The sequence below is a fragment of the Dehalococcoidia bacterium genome, assembly GCA_030648205.1.
Lineage (GTDB): Bacteria > Chloroflexota > Dehalococcoidia > JAUSIH01 > JAUSIH01 > JAUSIH01.
Window position 1 is genome coordinate 37,781 of the sequence record JAUSIH010000036.1, and the last position, 16,550, is coordinate 54,330.

Here is a 16,550-nt window from a genome sequence, read left to right on the forward strand (position 1 = left end):
GAGCTATTGCTCCTGGATAGTAATATTGAGGATTTTCTCGCCAGGCGGCGCGTTGGGACTGCGCGAGGGGTCGCGCGGCGCGAGGGCGTTCAGGACACTCTGGCCCTCCACAACCTTGCCGAACACGCTGTGGCGGCCGTCCAGCCAGGGCGTGGGCACGTAGGTGATGAAGAACTGGCTCCCGTTGGTGTTGGGGCCTGCGTTGGCCATGGAGAGGATGCCTGGGCTATCGTGCTTGAGGGTGGGACTGAACTCGTCCCCGAACTCGTAGCCGGGGCCGCCCGCGCCGGTGCCGGTGGGATCGCCGCCCTGGGCCATGAAGCCGGGCAGCACGCGATGAAAAGTAGTGCCGTTGTAGAAACCCTGCCTGGACAGAAACACGAAGTTGTTGATTGTCTTGGGAACCTGCTTGGCGAACAGTTCAACCACCATCTTGCCCTTGGTGGTTTCAATTGTAGCGGTATACCGTTTGTTGGGGTCAATGGTCATGGGAGGCGGCGCGTCCCATCGCATCGCGCGCGTCTGTGTGGGATTCGAGCGTGGCGTGGGCGATGGAGGCGGCGCGGGCGTAGGTGTAGGAGGAGGCGGGGGCGGAGCGCACGCAGCCAGAAGGAGGGGCGTGCCAAGGACGAACGGAAGTATGCGGACAAAACGCGTCAAGCGTGACATGTAGTCGAAACTCCTTTTATTCATCTCTCCAGAGAGAGCGACAGACCAATGCGCGCGGTCTGCCCCGCGGCGCGCAGACATTTGTTCCCTATATCATTTCGTTCCAATACGCCCGCGCAGGCAAGCTACGGGGACCGCGGACGCGCCATGGGTGGTCGCGCCTCGACAACAGGCGAGCGTTGGACGCTTTCGGCGCCTCTGCGCGGAACGATGACCACCTTGCGGCCTTCGCCGTCGCCGACGCTCTGCGTCGTCACGTCCGGGTGCTCCGCCAGGGTCATGTGCACGATGCGTCGCTCCCGAGCAGGCATAGGCTCCAGCGTGATGGGGCGGCCACTAGCTTTGACGCGCTCCGCCATGCGGCCGGCCAGCCCCTTCAGCACCTCCATGCGGCGCTCGCGGTAACCCTCCACGTCAAGATTCACTATCACCTTTGTCCTGAGCTTGCGGCTCAGCATGAAGTTCACCAGGAACTGGAGAGACGAAAGGGTTTCGCCCCGCCGCCCGATAAGCAGGCCGGCGTCTTCCCCGCTGATATCAAACGAGACGGCGGTCTGCTCCGGAGAGACAGGCTCCGCCGACGGGCGCGGCGTCAGCGTGACGTTCACGGACATTCCCTTGAGGAGAGCATCCAAAGTTTCCCGCGCGGCCTCCGCGACGTTGGCGGGAGGTTGGGCAGCGCGAGGCGTTACTCGGACACGGGCTGGCTCAGCCCCCAGCCCCAGAATCCCCTTCCTCCCTTCGCTCAGAACGACGATCTCGACCTCGTCCTTGCTTACCCCCAGTTGTTTTAGGGCTTGGTCTATCGCTTCGTCCACCGTCTTGGCTGTCACTTCCAGACTGTCCATCGCTCACCAACTCCTTCGCCGGCGAAGAGGCCGGGGCCTGAGCGGGCGCAGTCTGGAAAAGAGGGAAGAGACTGCCCCACCCGGTAATGAAATACTGAAAAACTACACCGACAAGGTTAGATACCACCCAGTACAACGCGAGGCCGCTGGGGAATTGAAAGGTGAAGAAGGCGAACATGGCGGGCATCATCCACAGCATCATCTGGTTCGTCTGGGCCTGCTGTGGGTCCGTAGATGGCAGCATTGTCATCTTTTGCTGCACCCACATCGTGACGAAAACCAGGATCGGCAGGACAGGCAGAGCGTCCGGCACTCCCAGGTCCATCCACAGGAACCGGCTGTGCACCGGGATTGCCTGGTGCACCATAGGCAACCAGGGATACAGGTGACTCGACACGTCTATCAGCCCCTCGGGCGCGGGCGGCATAGCCTGGATGATGGCCTGGTACAGGCCTATCCAGATGGGGAATTGGACGACTATAGGACCCAGACAGCCCAGTGGGTTGATACCCGCTTCCTTGTACAAGCGCATCGTTTCCTGAGAGATGCGTGCACGGTCCTTGGGGTACTTGCGCTGAAGCTCCTGCAGACGCGGCTGCAGAGCGGACATCTTCTTGGTGGAGTACAACTGCTTGATCGTCAGGGGAAGCATGACCGCGCGCACCAGCAGCGTGAACAGGATGATGGCGACGCCGAAGTTGCCAAACACGGTGTACAAAAACACCACCGTGTTCAGCATGGGGCCGAAAACGACTACGTTCCAGATTGTCGCCAGGAATTCCACCGGTACTCCTACTTCACTTCCGTCTTGATGGTAACAAGCTTGTTGCCCGCCTTGACGTCCAGGGCAACAATGTCCTTATTCAGCGCACTCGCATATACGGCCTTGCCATCGGTGGCAAGCGGCGCGTACACGGGCGAGCCAAGCGCCGTGTCCCAGCGCTGGTCCCCCGTGCGCGCGTCAACGGCGAATACGCGCCCGTCAACGTCGCTGAAAACGACCAGCCCATCGGTCAGGACGGGCCAAGCCCGCAGAGCGCCCGGGGGCTTTACGGTGGCGGAGGGAGCGGAGGGAAATCTCCAGCGCACCTGTCCCGTGGCGGCGTCGAAAGCATAAAGCCGCCCGTCCATGCTCGTGGCGTACACAGTGGCGCCCGACGCTACGGGCCGCGTCCAAAACCAATTGTCGGACTGATGCCGCCATTTGACCTGGCCGGTCTGGGCGTCCAGCGCATAGAAGGTGCGGTCGAACGAGCCGACGTACACGGCGTCCTTTGTGACCAGGGGCGGCGCCGCGATTGCGCCTCCGGCCTTGAATGACCAGACGCGGGCGCCGGTGGCCGTCTTGAGCTTGAAGAAGTCCCCGCTCATGGTTCCCACGTAGACCGCCTCGCCGTCCAGCGCGGGGCCGGCCCATATCCTGTCACCCGCGGTGAACTCCCATGCCTTGATGCCGTCTTGCCTCTGGAGGCTATAGAGCTTGCCGTCCTCGGATCCCGCGTACACCCTGTCGGCGTCAACAGCCACATCTCCGACGATGGGCTTGCCGGTCGAGAACTCCCATTGCTTCAAGCCCGTCTTCACGTCCAGGGCGTACACTTTGCCGTTGTAGCCGCCGTAATAGACACGGTCGCTGGATATGACGGGCGTCGAGTAGACGTGGCTGACGAAATCTGTTCCTCGGGGGTATTCCCAAGTCACTTTGCCTGTTTGCTGCTCCACCGCAAGCATTTTGCCGTCTCGAGAGCCGATAAAGAGCGTACCGTCGTTAAGAACGGGGCCGGACCAGCCCGCGGGAGGGCGTGGAGCCTGACCGCACGCGGCCAGGAGGAAGACAAGGCCGAGGAGAACGCAAACGAGGACAAATCTCTTATCGAAACGGTGTCCAGCTATACGGAGGGTATCAGAGAACCGGCGCTGTAACGTCACGCTAACTCACACATCCGCCCCCTCGGGAGCGGGTCGAAAATCTAAGGGACCGGGTCGTAGCCGCTTACGACGAAGGGTGTGCACCGAGCCAGGCGCTTCAACGCCAGCCATCCGCCGCGCCAGACGCCGTGACGCTCGACCGACTCGCAGGCATACTGTGAACAGGTCGGCAAGTACCGGCAACTGACCGGGCGGAACGGAGAGACAGCCCACTGATAGCCATGAATGAGACCCAGCACAATGCGTTTCATACACGTCCAGTTGATGTGATTCCCTCTGGATGCCTGTCATCCAGAGCCCGCGCGCGCCGCAGCAAGTCGCTTACGGTCTGAGCGAGCCTGGTGTACGGGGCCTCCGCGACGCCGACGCGCGCGATAAAGACCAGGTCCCACCCCGGCGCAACGCCCGTCAAACGTACCGTCTCCCTGATACGCCGGCGAACCAGGTTCCGGACCACCGCTCCCCCGATCCTCTTGCTGACTACGTAGCCAAACCGGCTGTGCGGAAGTCCGTTGCTCAACGTCCGCAGAACGAGGAAGTTGCTGTTCCAGCCCCTCCCCCGCTTGCGGACTGCGTCAAACTCAGATTCCTTGCGAAGGCGCTGCTCCCGCCGCATGGGCGTGAACGCCCGCCGTCTATGTAGTTACCGCGCGCCAGCGACCCTTGAGCCGGCGCCGCTTCAGCACCTTTGCGCCATCCGCGGACGACATGCGCTCAAGAAATCCATGCTTGCGCCGTCGAGATATATGCTTAGGTTGGTACACGCGCTTGGTCATGAATTGTTCCTTCCGAAGTCCGACTTGGCACATTGTAGCCCACCCGTACCTATATGTCAATCTCAGCAACCGTGAAGAAGAGCGGTGTTACAATATGCAAGCAGGTAGATATGGCGAAACAACGTGCGGACGTGCTGCTCGTGGAGTGCGGGCTTGCGGAGAGCAGGGAGAAGGCCCGGGCCCTCCTGCTGGCCGGCCAGGTCCGGCTCGGCGAGCGCGTCGTTGACAAGCCCGGCGTGCTGCTGCCGGAGGGCGCGCGATTGCGCGTGCTGGCGAAGGCGCCCTATGTCGGACGAGGGGGCGTGAAGCTGGCCCACGCCCTGGATGTCTTCCGCCTGGACGTGAGCGGCATGACCGCCCTGGACGTGGGAGCGTCCACCGGCGGCTTCACCGACTGCCTGCTGCAGCGGGGCGCCCGCAAGGTGTACGCGCTGGACGTAGGCAAGGGGCAGATAGACTACCGGCTGCGCACCGACCCGCACGTCGTCGTGATTGAGGGTGTCAACGCCAGATATCCCTTCGCACTCCCCGAGCAGGCGGACATGGCCACGGTGGACGTCTCCTTCATTTCTCTCACCCTCGTGTTGCCGAACGTCCTGGCGATGGTGAAACCCGGCGGCCCTGTGGTGGCCCTGGTCAAGCCTCAGTTCGAAGCGGAGCGGAAGCAGATCCAGCGAGGCGGGCTGGTCAAAGACCCCGCAATCCATGCACAGGTGCTGGGACGTATCATTATTTGGGTAGTGGAGCACGGCGCGCGACTGCGCGGGCTGACCGCATCCCCTATCCTTGGCGGCGATGGCAACAGGGAGTTCTTTATCCACGTGGAGACCACAAAGGACTAGCGACGATCCTATGGGAACCCGCTCACGTCTGCACGCGCAGCTACTGGCCCTCGTGGTAGCGATGTCCACGCTCACCGGTCTTGTCGCCGGATGCAACGTGCGCGGCGAGGATGCGGCGAGCCGCATTAACCGCATTCTTTACGTTGACACAGAGGGGCGCATCCTCACTGTCCTGCCGGACGGCTCGGACCGTCGGCAACTCACGCCCGCGGGCGACGTGTTCACCTCCGCCGGCATGGGCATCCAGGGGCAACTGCAAGTCCTATCTGACTGGTCTCTGTGGTCCCCAGACGCACGACTTGTAGCCTACACGCGCCAGGAGATGGACGGCTTGTCCCGACTCTCGCGGGCACTTTATGTCATGCAGGCGGATGGCTCGCGCCCCGTGAAGCTGTTCGAGGACGCGCAGTCAGTCCCCTTTTTCATGTACTGGTCCCCGGACAGCCAGTGGCTGGCATTCTTTTTGTCCGACTCCCGAGAGCAGCGCCTCATGGTGGTTCCCGCGGACGGGTCACGGCCCGCATCCGTCCTGGCTTCCGGCGCGCCCGCCTACTTTGCCTGGTCGCCGGACAGCCACCGCATCCTGCTGCATCTGGGCGGAAGCACGCAGCGGAACCCCGCCGCGCGTCTGACCGCTATCAACCTGGATTCTCGCCAGAGCGAGGTCATTGACCAGAAGCCTGGCGAGTTCGGGGCGCCCGCGTGGTCGCCGGATGGTCGGCGCATCGCGTACGTGGTACATGGCCCAGACGACGACAGCCTGTGGACCGCGGACGCTCAAGGCGAGGCGCGCCAGCTCGTCGCGACTCTTCCCGGCGGTGGCTCTCTGTCCTGGTCGCCGGATGGAGCACGGCTGGGCTATCTGAGCGGCGCGCACCCGGATGCGCCCTTCGGGTTCCTGGCCACCTACGATCTGGCGGCGCGCGTGGAGACCGTGCTGGCGCGCGGGCCGTTAGTCGCGTTCTTCTGGTCGCCGGACGGCAAGCGCATCGCCTATATCACGGCGGACACGGGAAAGAGTCAGCTTGTCTGGCACGTGGCCGAAGTGACCGGCGGCCAGGAGCGCGTCATCTCTACTTTTGCCCCCACGGCGCACCTGGACTTCCTGTTAGACTTCTTCGACCAGTACGCCCTGTCCATGTCCTTCTGGTCGCCGGACAGCCGCTACCTGGTCTATCCCGCGCTTGGCAACGGCGAGACGCTGAGTCCAAGGGGAGCGTCTACTTTCGGCGATGTGGTGTATGTGGCGCCAGCCGACGGCGGCGCGCCGCCTCGCGCTATCGCGGAGGGCCGTTTCGCTTCCTGGTCGCGCAAGTAGCACCAAGTTGCAAAAAAGCACGGTGTGAAAAGCCGCTCATGGTTCGACAGGCTCACCATGAGCGGGCCTGGGGCGAACCTGGTGTACGCGAACGTACGCAACCGAGCAATAGCCAGGGCCGCCAATGAACAGACCTGCAATTGGCCGCTGTCGTAGCTGCCGCACCGCGTCGCACTACGCGGGGAAACGCGGCTTGCATTGAGGACTGCAACACGCCTATAATCGAGCTTCATATTTGCGTCAAGGGCCAAACAAGAGGACTCTTTATTCCGCTTGAGGCTATCGTACGCCGGCGGAGGAGGTAGGCGACTATGCGCAGGCACACACTGATTGCACGGGCGCTCGCCGTGTTATTTGCCCTCGCCCTGGTGGCTTCGGCCTGCACGGCGCCGGCCCCCTCGGCGCCAGCTGCACCGTCCGCCACGCAACCGTCCGCGCCGGCCCCGGCCCAGGCGGTGGGCGCGCCGTCCACGGGCGCTGGCAAGGGCGGCACCCTCCGTCTCCTCTGGGATGACCCGCCCTCCCTCGACCCTGCGCTGGCCTCGGACACCACCTCCTCAGGCATCATCCTAGAAGTGTTCAGCGGGCTTGTGTCCTTCACCCCCGACCTGAAGCTTGTCCCGGACTTGGCCGAGAGGTGGGAGGTCACCCCGGACGCCAGGACTTACACGTTCTTCTTGCGGAAGAACGCCAAGTTCCACGACGGCAAGCCAGTGACCGCCCGCGATTTCAAATACTCCTGGGACCGTATCGCCAATCCGGCTACCGAGTCCACGACCGTGGATATTTATCTGGGCGACGTCGTGGGCGTGAGCGACGTCGTGCGCGGCAAGGCCAAGGAGATATCGGGCATCAAGGTGATCGACGATTACACCTTCCAGGTGACCATTGACGCGCCCAAGGCGTACTTCCTAGCAAAGCTGACGCTCCCCGCCGGGTTCGTCGTTGACAAGGCGAACGTGGAGTCAAGCAAGAACTGGACGCGCAACGCCAACGGGACGGGCCCCTTCACGCTGAAGGAATATGCCATTGGCAAACAGATCGTCCTAGCTCGCAACGCCAACTATTATCGCGAGCCCGCACCAAAGCTGGACCAGGTCCTTTACAGCCTCTCCGGAGGCACGCCGGCCACCATGTACGAGAACAACGAGATTGACGTGAGCGGCGTGAGTCTCGCCGACCTTGACCGGGTACGGGACCCCAAGAACCCCCTGAACAAGGACCTGGTCGTCTCTCCGCCCGAGTTTGCCCTGTACTTCATTGGCTTCAACGTGAACAAGCCGCCTTTTGATGACGTGAAGGTCCGGCAGGCCCTGACTCTCGCAGTGGATAAGGACGCTATCACGAAAAGCGCTTTCTCCAGCCTGCGTGTGTCCGCCTACGGCATCCTGCCGCCGGGCATGCCGGGGTTCAACAAGGACTTGAAGGGGCTGAGGTACGACCCTGCAAAGGCAAAGCAACTTCTAGCAGAGTCCAAGTACGCGGGCAAGATGCCGCGCATCCTTCTTAACGTGCCAGGCACGGGTGGCTCCGTGGGCCTGGACGACGAAGCGATGATTGAAATGTGGAGAAAGAACCTGGGTGTCACGGTGGAAATCCAGCAGTCCGAGTGGGCCACCTACCTCCAGGACCTGAACGCGCGCAAGTACCAGATGTGGGGCGGCTCCGGCTGGATCGCCGACTTTCCGGACCCGCAGAACTTCCTGGAGGTCCTTTTTTACAGCCAGAGCAACAAGAATGATGGTAACTACAAGAACCCGGACGTGGACAAACTGATTGAGCAGGCCAGGACATTGCAGGACGTGCAGAAGCGCATGGCCATGTACCAGCAGGCGGAGGACATCATTGTCAACGAAGTGGCAGTCCTGCCCGTTTGGCACGGAACGGAAAGCAACCGCCTGGTCAAGCCGTGGGTCAAGGGGTTGACCTTCCCTCCCATGCCCGTCCCGCGCATGCAATATGTCGCGATAGAGAAGTAGCGGTCGGTAATGGCAGGGAGACACGACGATGTTTGCCTACATTGTCAAGCGCCTGCTCTGGACACCGTTCCTGCTCCTGGCGGTGTCCTTCATCACGTTCTTCCTGTCGCTCTACGGGCCGGGCGACCCCGTCCAAGTCCTCCTGGGGCAGCATCAGAACCCTGAGGTGCTGGCCCGCATCAAAGCGCAGCGCGGCCTGGACCGTCCCTTCCTGGAACAGTATGGCCGCTATATCTGGAACGCCTTCCAGGGCGACCTGGGAGAGAGCCTCAAGTTCCGTGGACAGCCTGTGGGCGAACTGCTGGCAGGCAAGGTCTGGACAAGCTCCAAGCTGGCCGTCGTCGCCCTGGTCATCGGACTTGCCGTTGGCATCCCTCTCGGTCTCGTCGTCGCCAACAAGCAGGGCACGGCGATGGACCCTCTCATCGTCAGCGTCTCGCTGTTCTTCTCATCGCTGCCCGTTTTCATCACGGCGCCGGCCTTGCTCCTCATATTCGTTATCTGGCTCAAACTGATGCCCAGCGCGGGATGGGCCGGCGACCTGGCCGACCCGCGCCTCATCCTCCCCGCCCTCGTGATGGCTCTCCCCTCCATATCGTCCATCATCCGGCTCATGCGCGCGAGCACCCTTGAAGTGCTTGGCCAGGAGTTCGTCCGCGCGGCGCGCGCCAAGGGCCTGACGGAGATGGCTGTCCAGAGCAGGCACGTGGCGCGGAACGCCCTTATCCCCGTCATCACCGTGGTGGGGATGTCGCTGGGGACGCTGGTGGAAGGAGCGTTCATCACGGAGACCATCTTCGGCATTCCCGGCGTGGGGCGGCTGGCGGTGGACTCGCTCTTCGCGCGAGACTACCCCGTCATCATGGCGATGACATTACTCATCGCGGTGTCCTTCGTCATGGCGAACCTGCTTGTGGACATCGCGTACGCGTTCCTGGACCCGCGCATCCGCTACAGCTAGCCAAAAGGAGGCCGGATGGCCCAGTCCCGGCGGGAACCCACGGGCGGCGGCAGTCAAACGGACGTCGCGCATGCCGATGTCGGCGTGAGCGCGCGTCAAATTGGCCGCAGCTTGTGGAACCGAGCATGGCATCGCCTGCTAGGTAAGCGGATTGCCGTTGGCGCCATGGTCGTCCTAGGCATGCTCTACCTGGGCGGCATTCTGGCCCCCGTCCTCTCGCCGTACGACTATAACGCGCAGGACTTCGCCATCCGTAATCAGGGGCCGTCGTTCGCGCATCCCCTCGGCACCGACTGGCTGGGGCGCGATCAGTTCACCCGTGTCCTGTGGGGCCTGCGGACGACCGTTATTATTACGGTCACCTCCGTCCTGAGCGGGGCCTTGCCCCTGGGTCTGATCATCGGCACGGCCTCCGGCTACATGGGCGGGAAGTTCGACAATGTCGTGATGCGCATCGGCGAGGTGTTCCTGGCCTTCCCGGGCCTCCTGCTGGTCATTCTCCTGGCGGCGACGGTGAAGCCACGGGTGGTGGACCTAGCAAGGGCCTTTGAGGACTGGGGCAACTTCAGAGGGCTGGTGGCGAGCGGGTTTCCAGATTACCTTGTTATCTTTGGGTCACTGGCCATCTTCGCGTGGGTGGGCATGGCCCGGCTTGTCCGCAGCCAGGTGCTCTACCTGCGACAGTCGCAGTTCGTTGACGCCGCCCGCGCGGCGGGCGCCAGCCATTGGCGCATCATGATCGTGCACATCCTGCCGAACTGTCTCGGCCCGGTGATTGTGTCCGTCTCCATGGGGATGGGCGCCGCCGCCGGCTCAGAGGTGGTGCTGAGCTGGCTCGGCATCGGCATTCAGCCGCCGCATCCAAGCCTGGGGCGCATGCTCTATGAGTACGGGAGCATCAGCATCCTGCGCCAGTACCCCCACATGATCATCTTCCCCGCGGCCGCCGTGTCCATCATCATCTTCGCCTGGAACCTGTTGGGCGACGCGCTGAACGACGTGTTCAATCCACGGACGCGGTAAGCAGCGCACCGCTGTCCCATGAGGGACACAACACCTCAGTTCAAGCTAAGGCATTCCTTCGGCTAGCGACGGCGCAGGACGAGCAGCAGGCCGGGCAGCGCGAATATGGCGATGGCCGCCGGGTCAACCGTCGGCTCTCCCACGCGGGGGTTGCACGCCAGTCCGCCTGACGCGCCTTGTCCGCCCTGGGCAGACGCGGGCGTGGGTCCCGCAGCCGCGGGCTGGGCAGACGCGGCCGCCAGTGGAATCAGGGGCGAGACCGGCGGCCCGCTGAACGGCGCCATTGTGGGGATCGCCACCACCGTCGGCAAAACGGTGGGCGTGGCGATGAGCACGAGCCGTGCGTTGATGGACTTGCGCCAGGTGTTGTCCAGTTCGTCTATGCCCATGCCATAGACCTTCTGGAGGGCGTCGGTGATTTTCAGTCCGTCGTCAAGGGCGCGCAGCAACGTGGCCATCTTCGGCCCGCCGTACGTCTCTATCATGAACCGGACGACGCTCCTGCCCTCTCCATACATGAGGATGACGTCGTCAGGGCTGCCGGGCCGTGACCCCAGGTCACGCAGCGGAATCAGAGTGTTGGTCACCTGACGGCGCGCCAGCGTACGGTCGTACTCAGCCCCCGGCTGGATGTTCCCGAACTCCGCCAGGCCCTCGTTCAACCAGGGTGGTATCTGGGCCAGCGGACTGGGCGCCGCCTGATGCACAAGAAGGTGCGTGGCTTCATGGGAGGTTACGCCGCGGATGTTGGGGTCGCCGCCAAAGAGCAGCAGAACGCCCTGCTCGGAGTAGGCCTGACCCTCGGTCAGCAACGCGGTCTCGTAGGTGGTGCTGACGAAGGGCAGCGCCGGGCCCATGTCCGAGTACAAGTTATACGCGATAAGGCGAATAGGCTCCTTAAGCTGCGTCTCCAGCACGCCGCCCATCGTTTCCATGGTCTGCCGCGTCACGGCGAGAATCGAGTCGGCGCGAGCGCGCTGGCCGCCGTGATAATAGACCGTGATGAACCCGTCCGAAACGGTTTCCCACTTTATGCGTGGGTCCAGGTAGGTGTGGGACTGGGTCGGCGTGTCCAGCGCGTTGCCCGCCTCGTCGGTGATGCGATACGAATACGTGACATCCTGCCCCGGCGGGTAGTAGCGGTTCGTGCCGATGCGCCGGTGCGTGTAGTCCGTGGCGATGGTCGTGGCGCCCTTGTCAAAGGCGGGCTGGGCCACCACCTGCCCCCGCGAGCCGCGTATCATCATCCGCAGCTCCACCGACTTGATGGCGCGCTCCGATTTGGCCTCCAGGGTGAACCGCATGCCATCCGGAAACGTGTCCGTCACCGCTTCCTTCACCACGATGATCGGCTGGCCCTGCGCGCCGACCAGCGGCGGCAAGAGGGCGACGATCATCGCCAGTATGATGAGAATGGCGACTATAAGGGACACAGTACGCATACGGGGCCTCCTGTCCGCCTTCCATTCTAGCGGACTTGCGCGGCGCTGCCAAGCTCCTTGACACGTGCATCAGACAGACGTTATAGTCCAGGACAGGGGTTGCGGGCTTGAAAGACCACATCCACACATTCGCACGTCAAAAGAGCGGCCTCCTGCGTTGCTGGGAGTGCGGCCAGGAGTTCACGGACATCCAGGCGCTGTCCTACCGGCGCCAGATACTCTCCGCCTACGCCTGCGTGGTCTGCGGCGAGCCCGCCGCCTACCAGATCGGCGAGAAGACGCTATGCGACTTCCATGTGCGCGAGCAGGTGGACAAGGGCGTGGCTGAAGTCATGCGTAGAAAGACCAAGCAGGAGAAGCCTGCGAAGGAATGAGGTATAAGAGCATGCCGCAAGAGTATGGAAAAGTTACCGAAGAGGGGCTGGCCTATTTGCGGGCCAAGATCGGCCAGGAGCGCCCTATCACCGACCCCTACAACGAGTTCGTAACAAAGGATGGCATCAAGCACTTCGCCCGGTCCATCGGCGACCCCAACACCATGTGGTTCAACGAGGACTATGCCCGTAAGACACGCTGGGGCGGGATGATCTCGCCGCCGGGCTATCTGTACAGCATGAGCTGGGGAAGCTGGGACCTCCGCCGTGGCCGCGGCCTGGCCGGCGTTCACGGTCTCCACTCAGGCGACACATGGGAATGGTTCAAGCCCCTGCGCCTTGGCGAGAAGCTCACCACGTCGCACCACCTTGTGGACCTCGTGGAGAAGAAAAGCTCCTACGCGGGACGCATGTTTCACCAGATAGAGCAGGTGACCTTCCGCAACGAGCGCAAGGAGACCGTCGCCACATGGCAATTCTCGTCCATGCGCGTGGAGCGACATGAAGGCGCTTCCCGGGGCAAGTACCTGAAGACCAAGCTGGCCAAGTACACTCCGGACGAGATGAAGAAGATAGAGGCCGACTACGACGCGGAGGAGGTCCGCGGCGCGACGCCGCGCTACTGGGAGGACGTACGCGAGGGCGATGCGCTCACCCCTGTCGTCAAGGGTCCGCTGACCACCCAGGACATCATCGCATGGGTCATGGGCGCGGGGTCTCCCCACATTCGCGCCTTCCGGTTCTTCCTGGAGTACCGCCGCAGGACGCCCGCGGTGGCCGTCACCAACCCGGAGACCGGAGTGCCGGAGCCTATCGAGCGTGTCCACTGGGACAACTGGATGGCTGCGGAGATCGGCATGCCCGCCGCCTATGACTACGGCTCGCAGCGAGGCGCATGGGCCAGCCATCTGCTGACCAACTGGATGGGCGACGACGCCTGGCTCCGACGCATGGCCGTCGAGTACCGCGGTATCAACTTCCTGGGCGACACGGTCTGGCTCAAGGGCAAAGTCGTGCGCAAGTACGAGGAGGGCAACGCCCTCCTGGTGGACATTGATATCTGGGGCGAGACACAGCGGGGCCAGATTATCGTGCCCGGCAAGGCCACCATCGCCCTGCCGAGTCGCACGACCGGCCTGCCGAAGGTGGCGGAATAGGCGGCCCGGTGCGGGGCGCTCCTCCGCCTGACGGCGGCAGTCTGCGCGGTGAGCTGTCAGGCGGCGAAAAGGTCCTGTGGGAGGGAAAGCCGGTACGCTGGTTTTTCCAGTTCGTAGGCTCGCCCGCAGGGCTGTTCGTCGCCGCCTTCAGCTTGCTCTGGTTCTTTCTTGGCCTGCTGCTGTTCTACACCATCTGGATAGCGCCGCCGGAGGACGAGGCCCCGCACTTTGTCATACAGTTGCTTGCCCTTTTATTCCTCCTAGCAGCCTGCTACTTCGCGTTCGGGCGTTACCTGCTGGCCGCGGGGGAATGGCGCAACACCTCGTACCTTCTGACCGACCGACGGGTGCTGCTCTCCGCAGGCGCCATCGGCAAGGGGACGACGAGCGTGGACCTGGCGTCGCTCCGGCAGATACACGGCATGGTGCTGGCGCCGGGCCTCGGGGACATCTACCTCGGAGGCGCACCCCCCTTCAAGGGGCTGGTCGGACGGGTGCCCGGCTGGCTGCCCAGCGGCTTGCAAAGCCACATACCGACCCTGCAGTCGGTGCGCGACGTGGAGGCCGTGTACCAGGCGATTCTCGACGCCGCGCGGATGGCCCGTCCGCCGCAAGACGCCGGGGGCTAGCCCTTCCTACCGCAGGCGCATGACGGCGATGTAAATGCCGAAGCCTACTGCCGCCAGGCTCCACAGACCGCCGAAGTAGAAGCGCAGCAGAGCGCCGCTGACAGCGAAGCTCAGGAACACGCTCAGCCCGCCGATGACCGCCAGACCCGTGCTGCGCTTGCGGTTGACCGCGAGGCTCATAAGCTCGCCGGTGAGAAAGCCGATGCCCACAATGGCGGCCATTCGGAGGTACGGCAGCAGGAACGTAATGAAGAAGACGAAGGGTAGCTCCGTCTCCAGCACGTACCAGCCCACTCCCGTGCCCACGGCGAATCCAAGACCCACGACCGCCCCGATGATGTAGTGACGCGCGCTCACCTGAAAGGTGGGCAGGCGCTTGAGCTGGGCGCAGGCGCGACAGCGCGTGCCGACGGGCGTATGGACGAGGCACTTGGGACAGATGGGCGTCCCACACTTGCCGCAGCTCAGGTTTGTCTCAGTCTTGGGATGAGCGGCACATTGCATGGCGAAAGCCTTTTTCAGAACTCAGGGGTAAGCGACCAGACGGCTGAACGCCAGTTGGGCTGACGCCCGCTCGTTACCGCTTGGTCACGTCGTCCGGGCTGACGAGAGCGAAGATCAACTCGCCCTCCGCGACGACCTGGCCGTTCACTTCGGCCCTGGCGGCGCCCTTGCCAATAGGCCCACGCATCTTCGTCAGCGTGACCTCCAGACGGAGGGTATCGCCGGGTATGACGGGCCTGCGGAAGCGAAATGCGTCAATCCCCGCAAAGAGGCCAAGTTTACCCTTGTTCTCTGGCATGCTGAGAATCGCTACCGCGCCCACCTGCGCCAGCGCCTCCACGATCATCACACCGGGCATCACGGGGTTGCCCGGGAAGTGGCCCTGGAAGAAAGGCTCGTTCACCGTCACGTTTTTGATGCCGACGGCCTTCTCTCCCTGCCGGACCTCGACAATGCGGTCCACCAGCAAGAAGGGGTACCGGTGGGGAATGATGCCCATGATGTCCTTCGCTTCAAGCGTCATCTGCGCGCCCTCCCTTCCACGGAAGGGCGGGCCATCTCCATGAGGCGCTCCGCGACCTCCATAGGCGGCCCCGCGTTTCCCGGCTCCGTTTCTCCCTCCTGGCCCAGGGCATGGTAGTCAGTGCCGCCGCAGGGCAGCAGGCCGTGCGCCGCCGCCATCCGCGCCAGCCTCTCCATCTTTTCGGGAGGGTAGTTATTGTAGTGGACTTCCATGCCCACCATGCCTGCCTGCTTCAGCTCCGGCAGGACCGCATCCAGGTTGTCCACCTCACCTGGATGAGCGATAACAGGCAGCGCGCCCGTGCGACGGAGGAACCGGACCGCTTCGACCGGCGTCAGCTTCTCACGCTCGGCATAGGCGGGGCCGTTCCGGCCAATGTACTTATCGAAGGCCTCCTTGATGCTGATTACATGCCCCTGCTCCACCATCGCCTGGGCCACGTGCGGACGGCCCACGGACCCCCCTTTCGCCAGCTCCAGCACCCGCTCCCACGGTACGGGCATTCCAAGCGCAGCCAGCTTTTCCACCATACGCCGCCCTCGACCGACGCGAGAGTCCCGCATCTGGGCAAGGAAGGACTCAAACTCCGCGTTGCCTCTGTCCACAAAGTACCCCAGCACGTGGATTTCGCCGCCGGGCACATCCGTGCTCAGCTCCACCCCGGAGATAAGCTTCAGATGCGGATGGGCGCGGGCGGCCTCCAGGGCGACGGGCAACCCGTCCGTCGTATCGTGGTCCGTGACGGCGATGATCCTGAGTCCTCGTGACACTACCAGGGCCACAAGCTGCTCCGGGCTTAAGCGCCCATCGGATGCGGTGGTATGGAGGTGCAAGTCAACAAGATGGTTCATTCCACGCCTCTGTCCAGACGCTGGATGCTACGGGCGCGCCCCGTCCCGTCGTCCGTCTCTATCAGGACCGAGTTAAACGTGACCGGCCCCTTGGCTACCTCAAAGCGCGCAGGCATCTGCGTAAGGAACCGGTGCAGCACACCCTGCACATCCACTCCGATGACGGAGTCACGCGGGCCTACCATGCCAATGTCGGTGACGAAGGCGGTGCCGCCGGGCAGAACGCGAGCGTCCACTGTGCCCACGTGGGTGTGCGTGCCGACGACGGCGCCCACCCGTCCGTCCAGATACCAGCCCATCGCCTGCTTTTCGGACGTGGCTTCGCCGTGGAAGTCCACGATGACCACTGAAGGCTTGGGATTAACGTCGGCCAGGATGCGGTCCGCGGCGCGGAACGGGCAATCAATGTCCGCCATGAATGTCCGCCCCATAAGGTTGATGACCAGGACGCCGTTCTTCTGGATATAGCCCCGCCCCGGCACGCCAGGGGGGTAGTTATAGGGACGCACAATGGGTAGCTCGCCGTCCATGTGCTGAACGATGTCCTTCTGGTCCCACACATGGTTCCCAGTGGTGACCACGTCCACGCCGCACTCCAGGAACTCCTGCATGTTCTCCAGTGTGATGCCGAACCCGCCCGCCGCATTCTCCCCGTTGGCGATAATGAAGTCAATGTGGTGCTCCTTGCGGAGCTGGGGCGCGAGCATGCGGACGGCACGGCGCCC

19 protein-coding genes are annotated in these 16,550 nt (G+C 63.5%); 8 read left to right on the forward strand and 11 right to left on the reverse strand.

Going from position 1 to position 16,550, the window contains the following annotated elements:
- Window positions 1-3: 3 nt before the first annotated feature.
- From Q7T26_03935 to rpmH, 6 genes are all read right to left on the reverse strand, one after another.
- Window positions 4-669, reverse strand: a complete 666-nt coding sequence (locus Q7T26_03935) for a peptidylprolyl isomerase (GenBank protein ID MDO8531308.1) — start codon at window positions 667-669, stop codon at window positions 4-6.
- Window positions 670-794: 125 nt separating this feature from the next.
- A complete protein-coding gene (gene jag, locus Q7T26_03940) occupies window positions 795-1,487 on the reverse strand; it encodes an RNA-binding cell elongation regulator Jag/EloR (protein MDO8531309.1) in 693 nt (230 codons plus the stop codon).
- Complete coding sequence (locus tag Q7T26_03945) at window positions 1,378-2,301, reverse strand: YidC/Oxa1 family membrane protein insertase (protein MDO8531310.1); 924 nt, start codon at window positions 2,299-2,301, stop codon at window positions 1,378-1,380. Before Q7T26_03945 ends, jag begins: the two co-directional genes overlap by 110 nt.
- A gap of 8 nt (window positions 2,302-2,309) precedes the next feature.
- On the reverse strand, window positions 2,310-3,446 hold the full coding sequence (locus tag Q7T26_03950; protein ID MDO8531311.1) for a PQQ-binding-like beta-propeller repeat protein: 1,137 nt from the start codon (window positions 3,444-3,446) through the stop codon (window positions 2,310-2,312).
- A gap of 41 nt (window positions 3,447-3,487) precedes the next feature.
- Window positions 3,488-3,697: a membrane protein insertion efficiency factor YidD gene (yidD, locus tag Q7T26_03955; protein MDO8531312.1), complete on the reverse strand. Its 210-nt coding sequence runs from the start codon at window positions 3,695-3,697 to the stop codon at window positions 3,488-3,490.
- A 384-nt stretch (window positions 3,698-4,081) separates the two neighbouring features.
- Window positions 4,082-4,222, reverse strand: coding sequence for a 50S ribosomal protein L34 (gene rpmH, locus Q7T26_03960; GenBank protein ID MDO8531313.1), 141 nt, complete (start codon window positions 4,220-4,222; stop codon window positions 4,082-4,084).
- A gap of 110 nt (window positions 4,223-4,332) precedes the next feature.
- On the opposite strand from rpmH, the gene Q7T26_03965 reads away from it, so the two are divergent.
- The 5 genes from Q7T26_03965 (at window position 4,333) to Q7T26_03985 (ending at window position 10,345) form a co-directional block, all read left to right on the forward strand.
- Complete coding sequence (locus Q7T26_03965; GenBank protein ID MDO8531314.1) at window positions 4,333-5,064, forward strand: TlyA family RNA methyltransferase; 732 nt, start codon at window positions 4,333-4,335, stop codon at window positions 5,062-5,064.
- A 10-nt stretch (window positions 5,065-5,074) separates the two neighbouring features.
- On the forward strand, window positions 5,075-6,382 hold the full coding sequence (locus tag Q7T26_03970) for an LpqB family beta-propeller domain-containing protein (GenBank protein MDO8531315.1): 1,308 nt from the start codon (window positions 5,075-5,077) through the stop codon (window positions 6,380-6,382).
- A 311-nt stretch (window positions 6,383-6,693) separates the two neighbouring features.
- The gene (locus Q7T26_03975) at window positions 6,694-8,361 is read left to right on the forward strand and encodes a peptide ABC transporter substrate-binding protein (GenBank protein MDO8531316.1); all 1,668 of its coding nucleotides are present in this window, start codon (window positions 6,694-6,696) and stop codon (window positions 8,359-8,361) included.
- A 28-nt stretch (window positions 8,362-8,389) separates the two neighbouring features.
- Window positions 8,390-9,322 carry an ABC transporter permease gene (locus Q7T26_03980; protein ID MDO8531317.1) on the forward strand — a complete coding sequence of 311 codons (933 nt, stop codon included), beginning with the start codon at window positions 8,390-8,392 and terminating at the stop codon, window positions 9,320-9,322.
- Between the two features lie 15 nt (window positions 9,323-9,337).
- Window positions 9,338-10,345: an ABC transporter permease gene (locus tag Q7T26_03985; GenBank protein ID MDO8531318.1), complete on the forward strand. Its 1,008-nt coding sequence runs from the start codon at window positions 9,338-9,340 to the stop codon at window positions 10,343-10,345.
- Window positions 10,346-10,407: 62 nt separating this feature from the next.
- Here Q7T26_03985 and Q7T26_03990 read toward each other — a convergent pair whose 3' ends face one another.
- Entirely contained in the window at window positions 10,408-11,787 is a 1,380-nt protein-coding gene (locus tag Q7T26_03990; GenBank protein MDO8531319.1) for a peptidase MA family metallohydrolase, read from the reverse strand.
- 107 nt (window positions 11,788-11,894) lie between these two features.
- Between Q7T26_03990 and Q7T26_03995 the strand changes: the two genes are divergently transcribed.
- The 3 genes from Q7T26_03995 to Q7T26_04005 are packed head-to-tail and all read left to right on the forward strand — an operon-like array spanning window position 11,895 to window position 13,947.
- The gene (locus Q7T26_03995) at window positions 11,895-12,161 is read left to right on the forward strand and encodes a hypothetical protein (protein MDO8531320.1); all 267 of its coding nucleotides are present in this window, start codon (window positions 11,895-11,897) and stop codon (window positions 12,159-12,161) included.
- An 11-nt stretch (window positions 12,162-12,172) separates the two neighbouring features.
- On the forward strand, window positions 12,173-13,318 hold the full coding sequence (locus Q7T26_04000; GenBank protein ID MDO8531321.1) for a MaoC family dehydratase N-terminal domain-containing protein: 1,146 nt from the start codon (window positions 12,173-12,175) through the stop codon (window positions 13,316-13,318).
- Window positions 13,319-13,326: 8 nt separating this feature from the next.
- Complete coding sequence (locus Q7T26_04005) at window positions 13,327-13,947, forward strand: PH domain-containing protein (GenBank protein MDO8531322.1); 621 nt, start codon at window positions 13,327-13,329, stop codon at window positions 13,945-13,947.
- A 6-nt stretch (window positions 13,948-13,953) separates the two neighbouring features.
- Here Q7T26_04005 and Q7T26_04010 read toward each other — a convergent pair whose 3' ends face one another.
- The 4 genes from Q7T26_04010 to Q7T26_04025 all read right to left on the reverse strand — a co-directional run.
- Window positions 13,954-14,451, reverse strand: a complete 498-nt coding sequence (locus Q7T26_04010; GenBank protein ID MDO8531323.1) for a B-box zinc finger protein — start codon at window positions 14,449-14,451, stop codon at window positions 13,954-13,956.
- Between the two features lie 73 nt (window positions 14,452-14,524).
- The gene (fabZ, locus tag Q7T26_04015; protein ID MDO8531324.1) at window positions 14,525-14,974 is read right to left on the reverse strand and encodes a 3-hydroxyacyl-ACP dehydratase FabZ; all 450 of its coding nucleotides are present in this window, start codon (window positions 14,972-14,974) and stop codon (window positions 14,525-14,527) included.
- Window positions 14,971-15,825 (reverse strand): PHP domain-containing protein, encoded by an 855-nt coding sequence (locus Q7T26_04020; protein MDO8531325.1) that lies wholly within the window; start codon window positions 15,823-15,825, stop codon window positions 14,971-14,973. The genes fabZ and Q7T26_04020 overlap by 4 nt, the downstream gene beginning before the upstream one ends.
- Window positions 15,822-16,550, reverse strand: a 729-nt coding sequence (locus Q7T26_04025) for a TIGR00282 family metallophosphoesterase (protein ID MDO8531326.1), incomplete at its 5' end; no start/stop codon positions are given. The genes Q7T26_04020 and Q7T26_04025, both read right to left, overlap by 4 nt.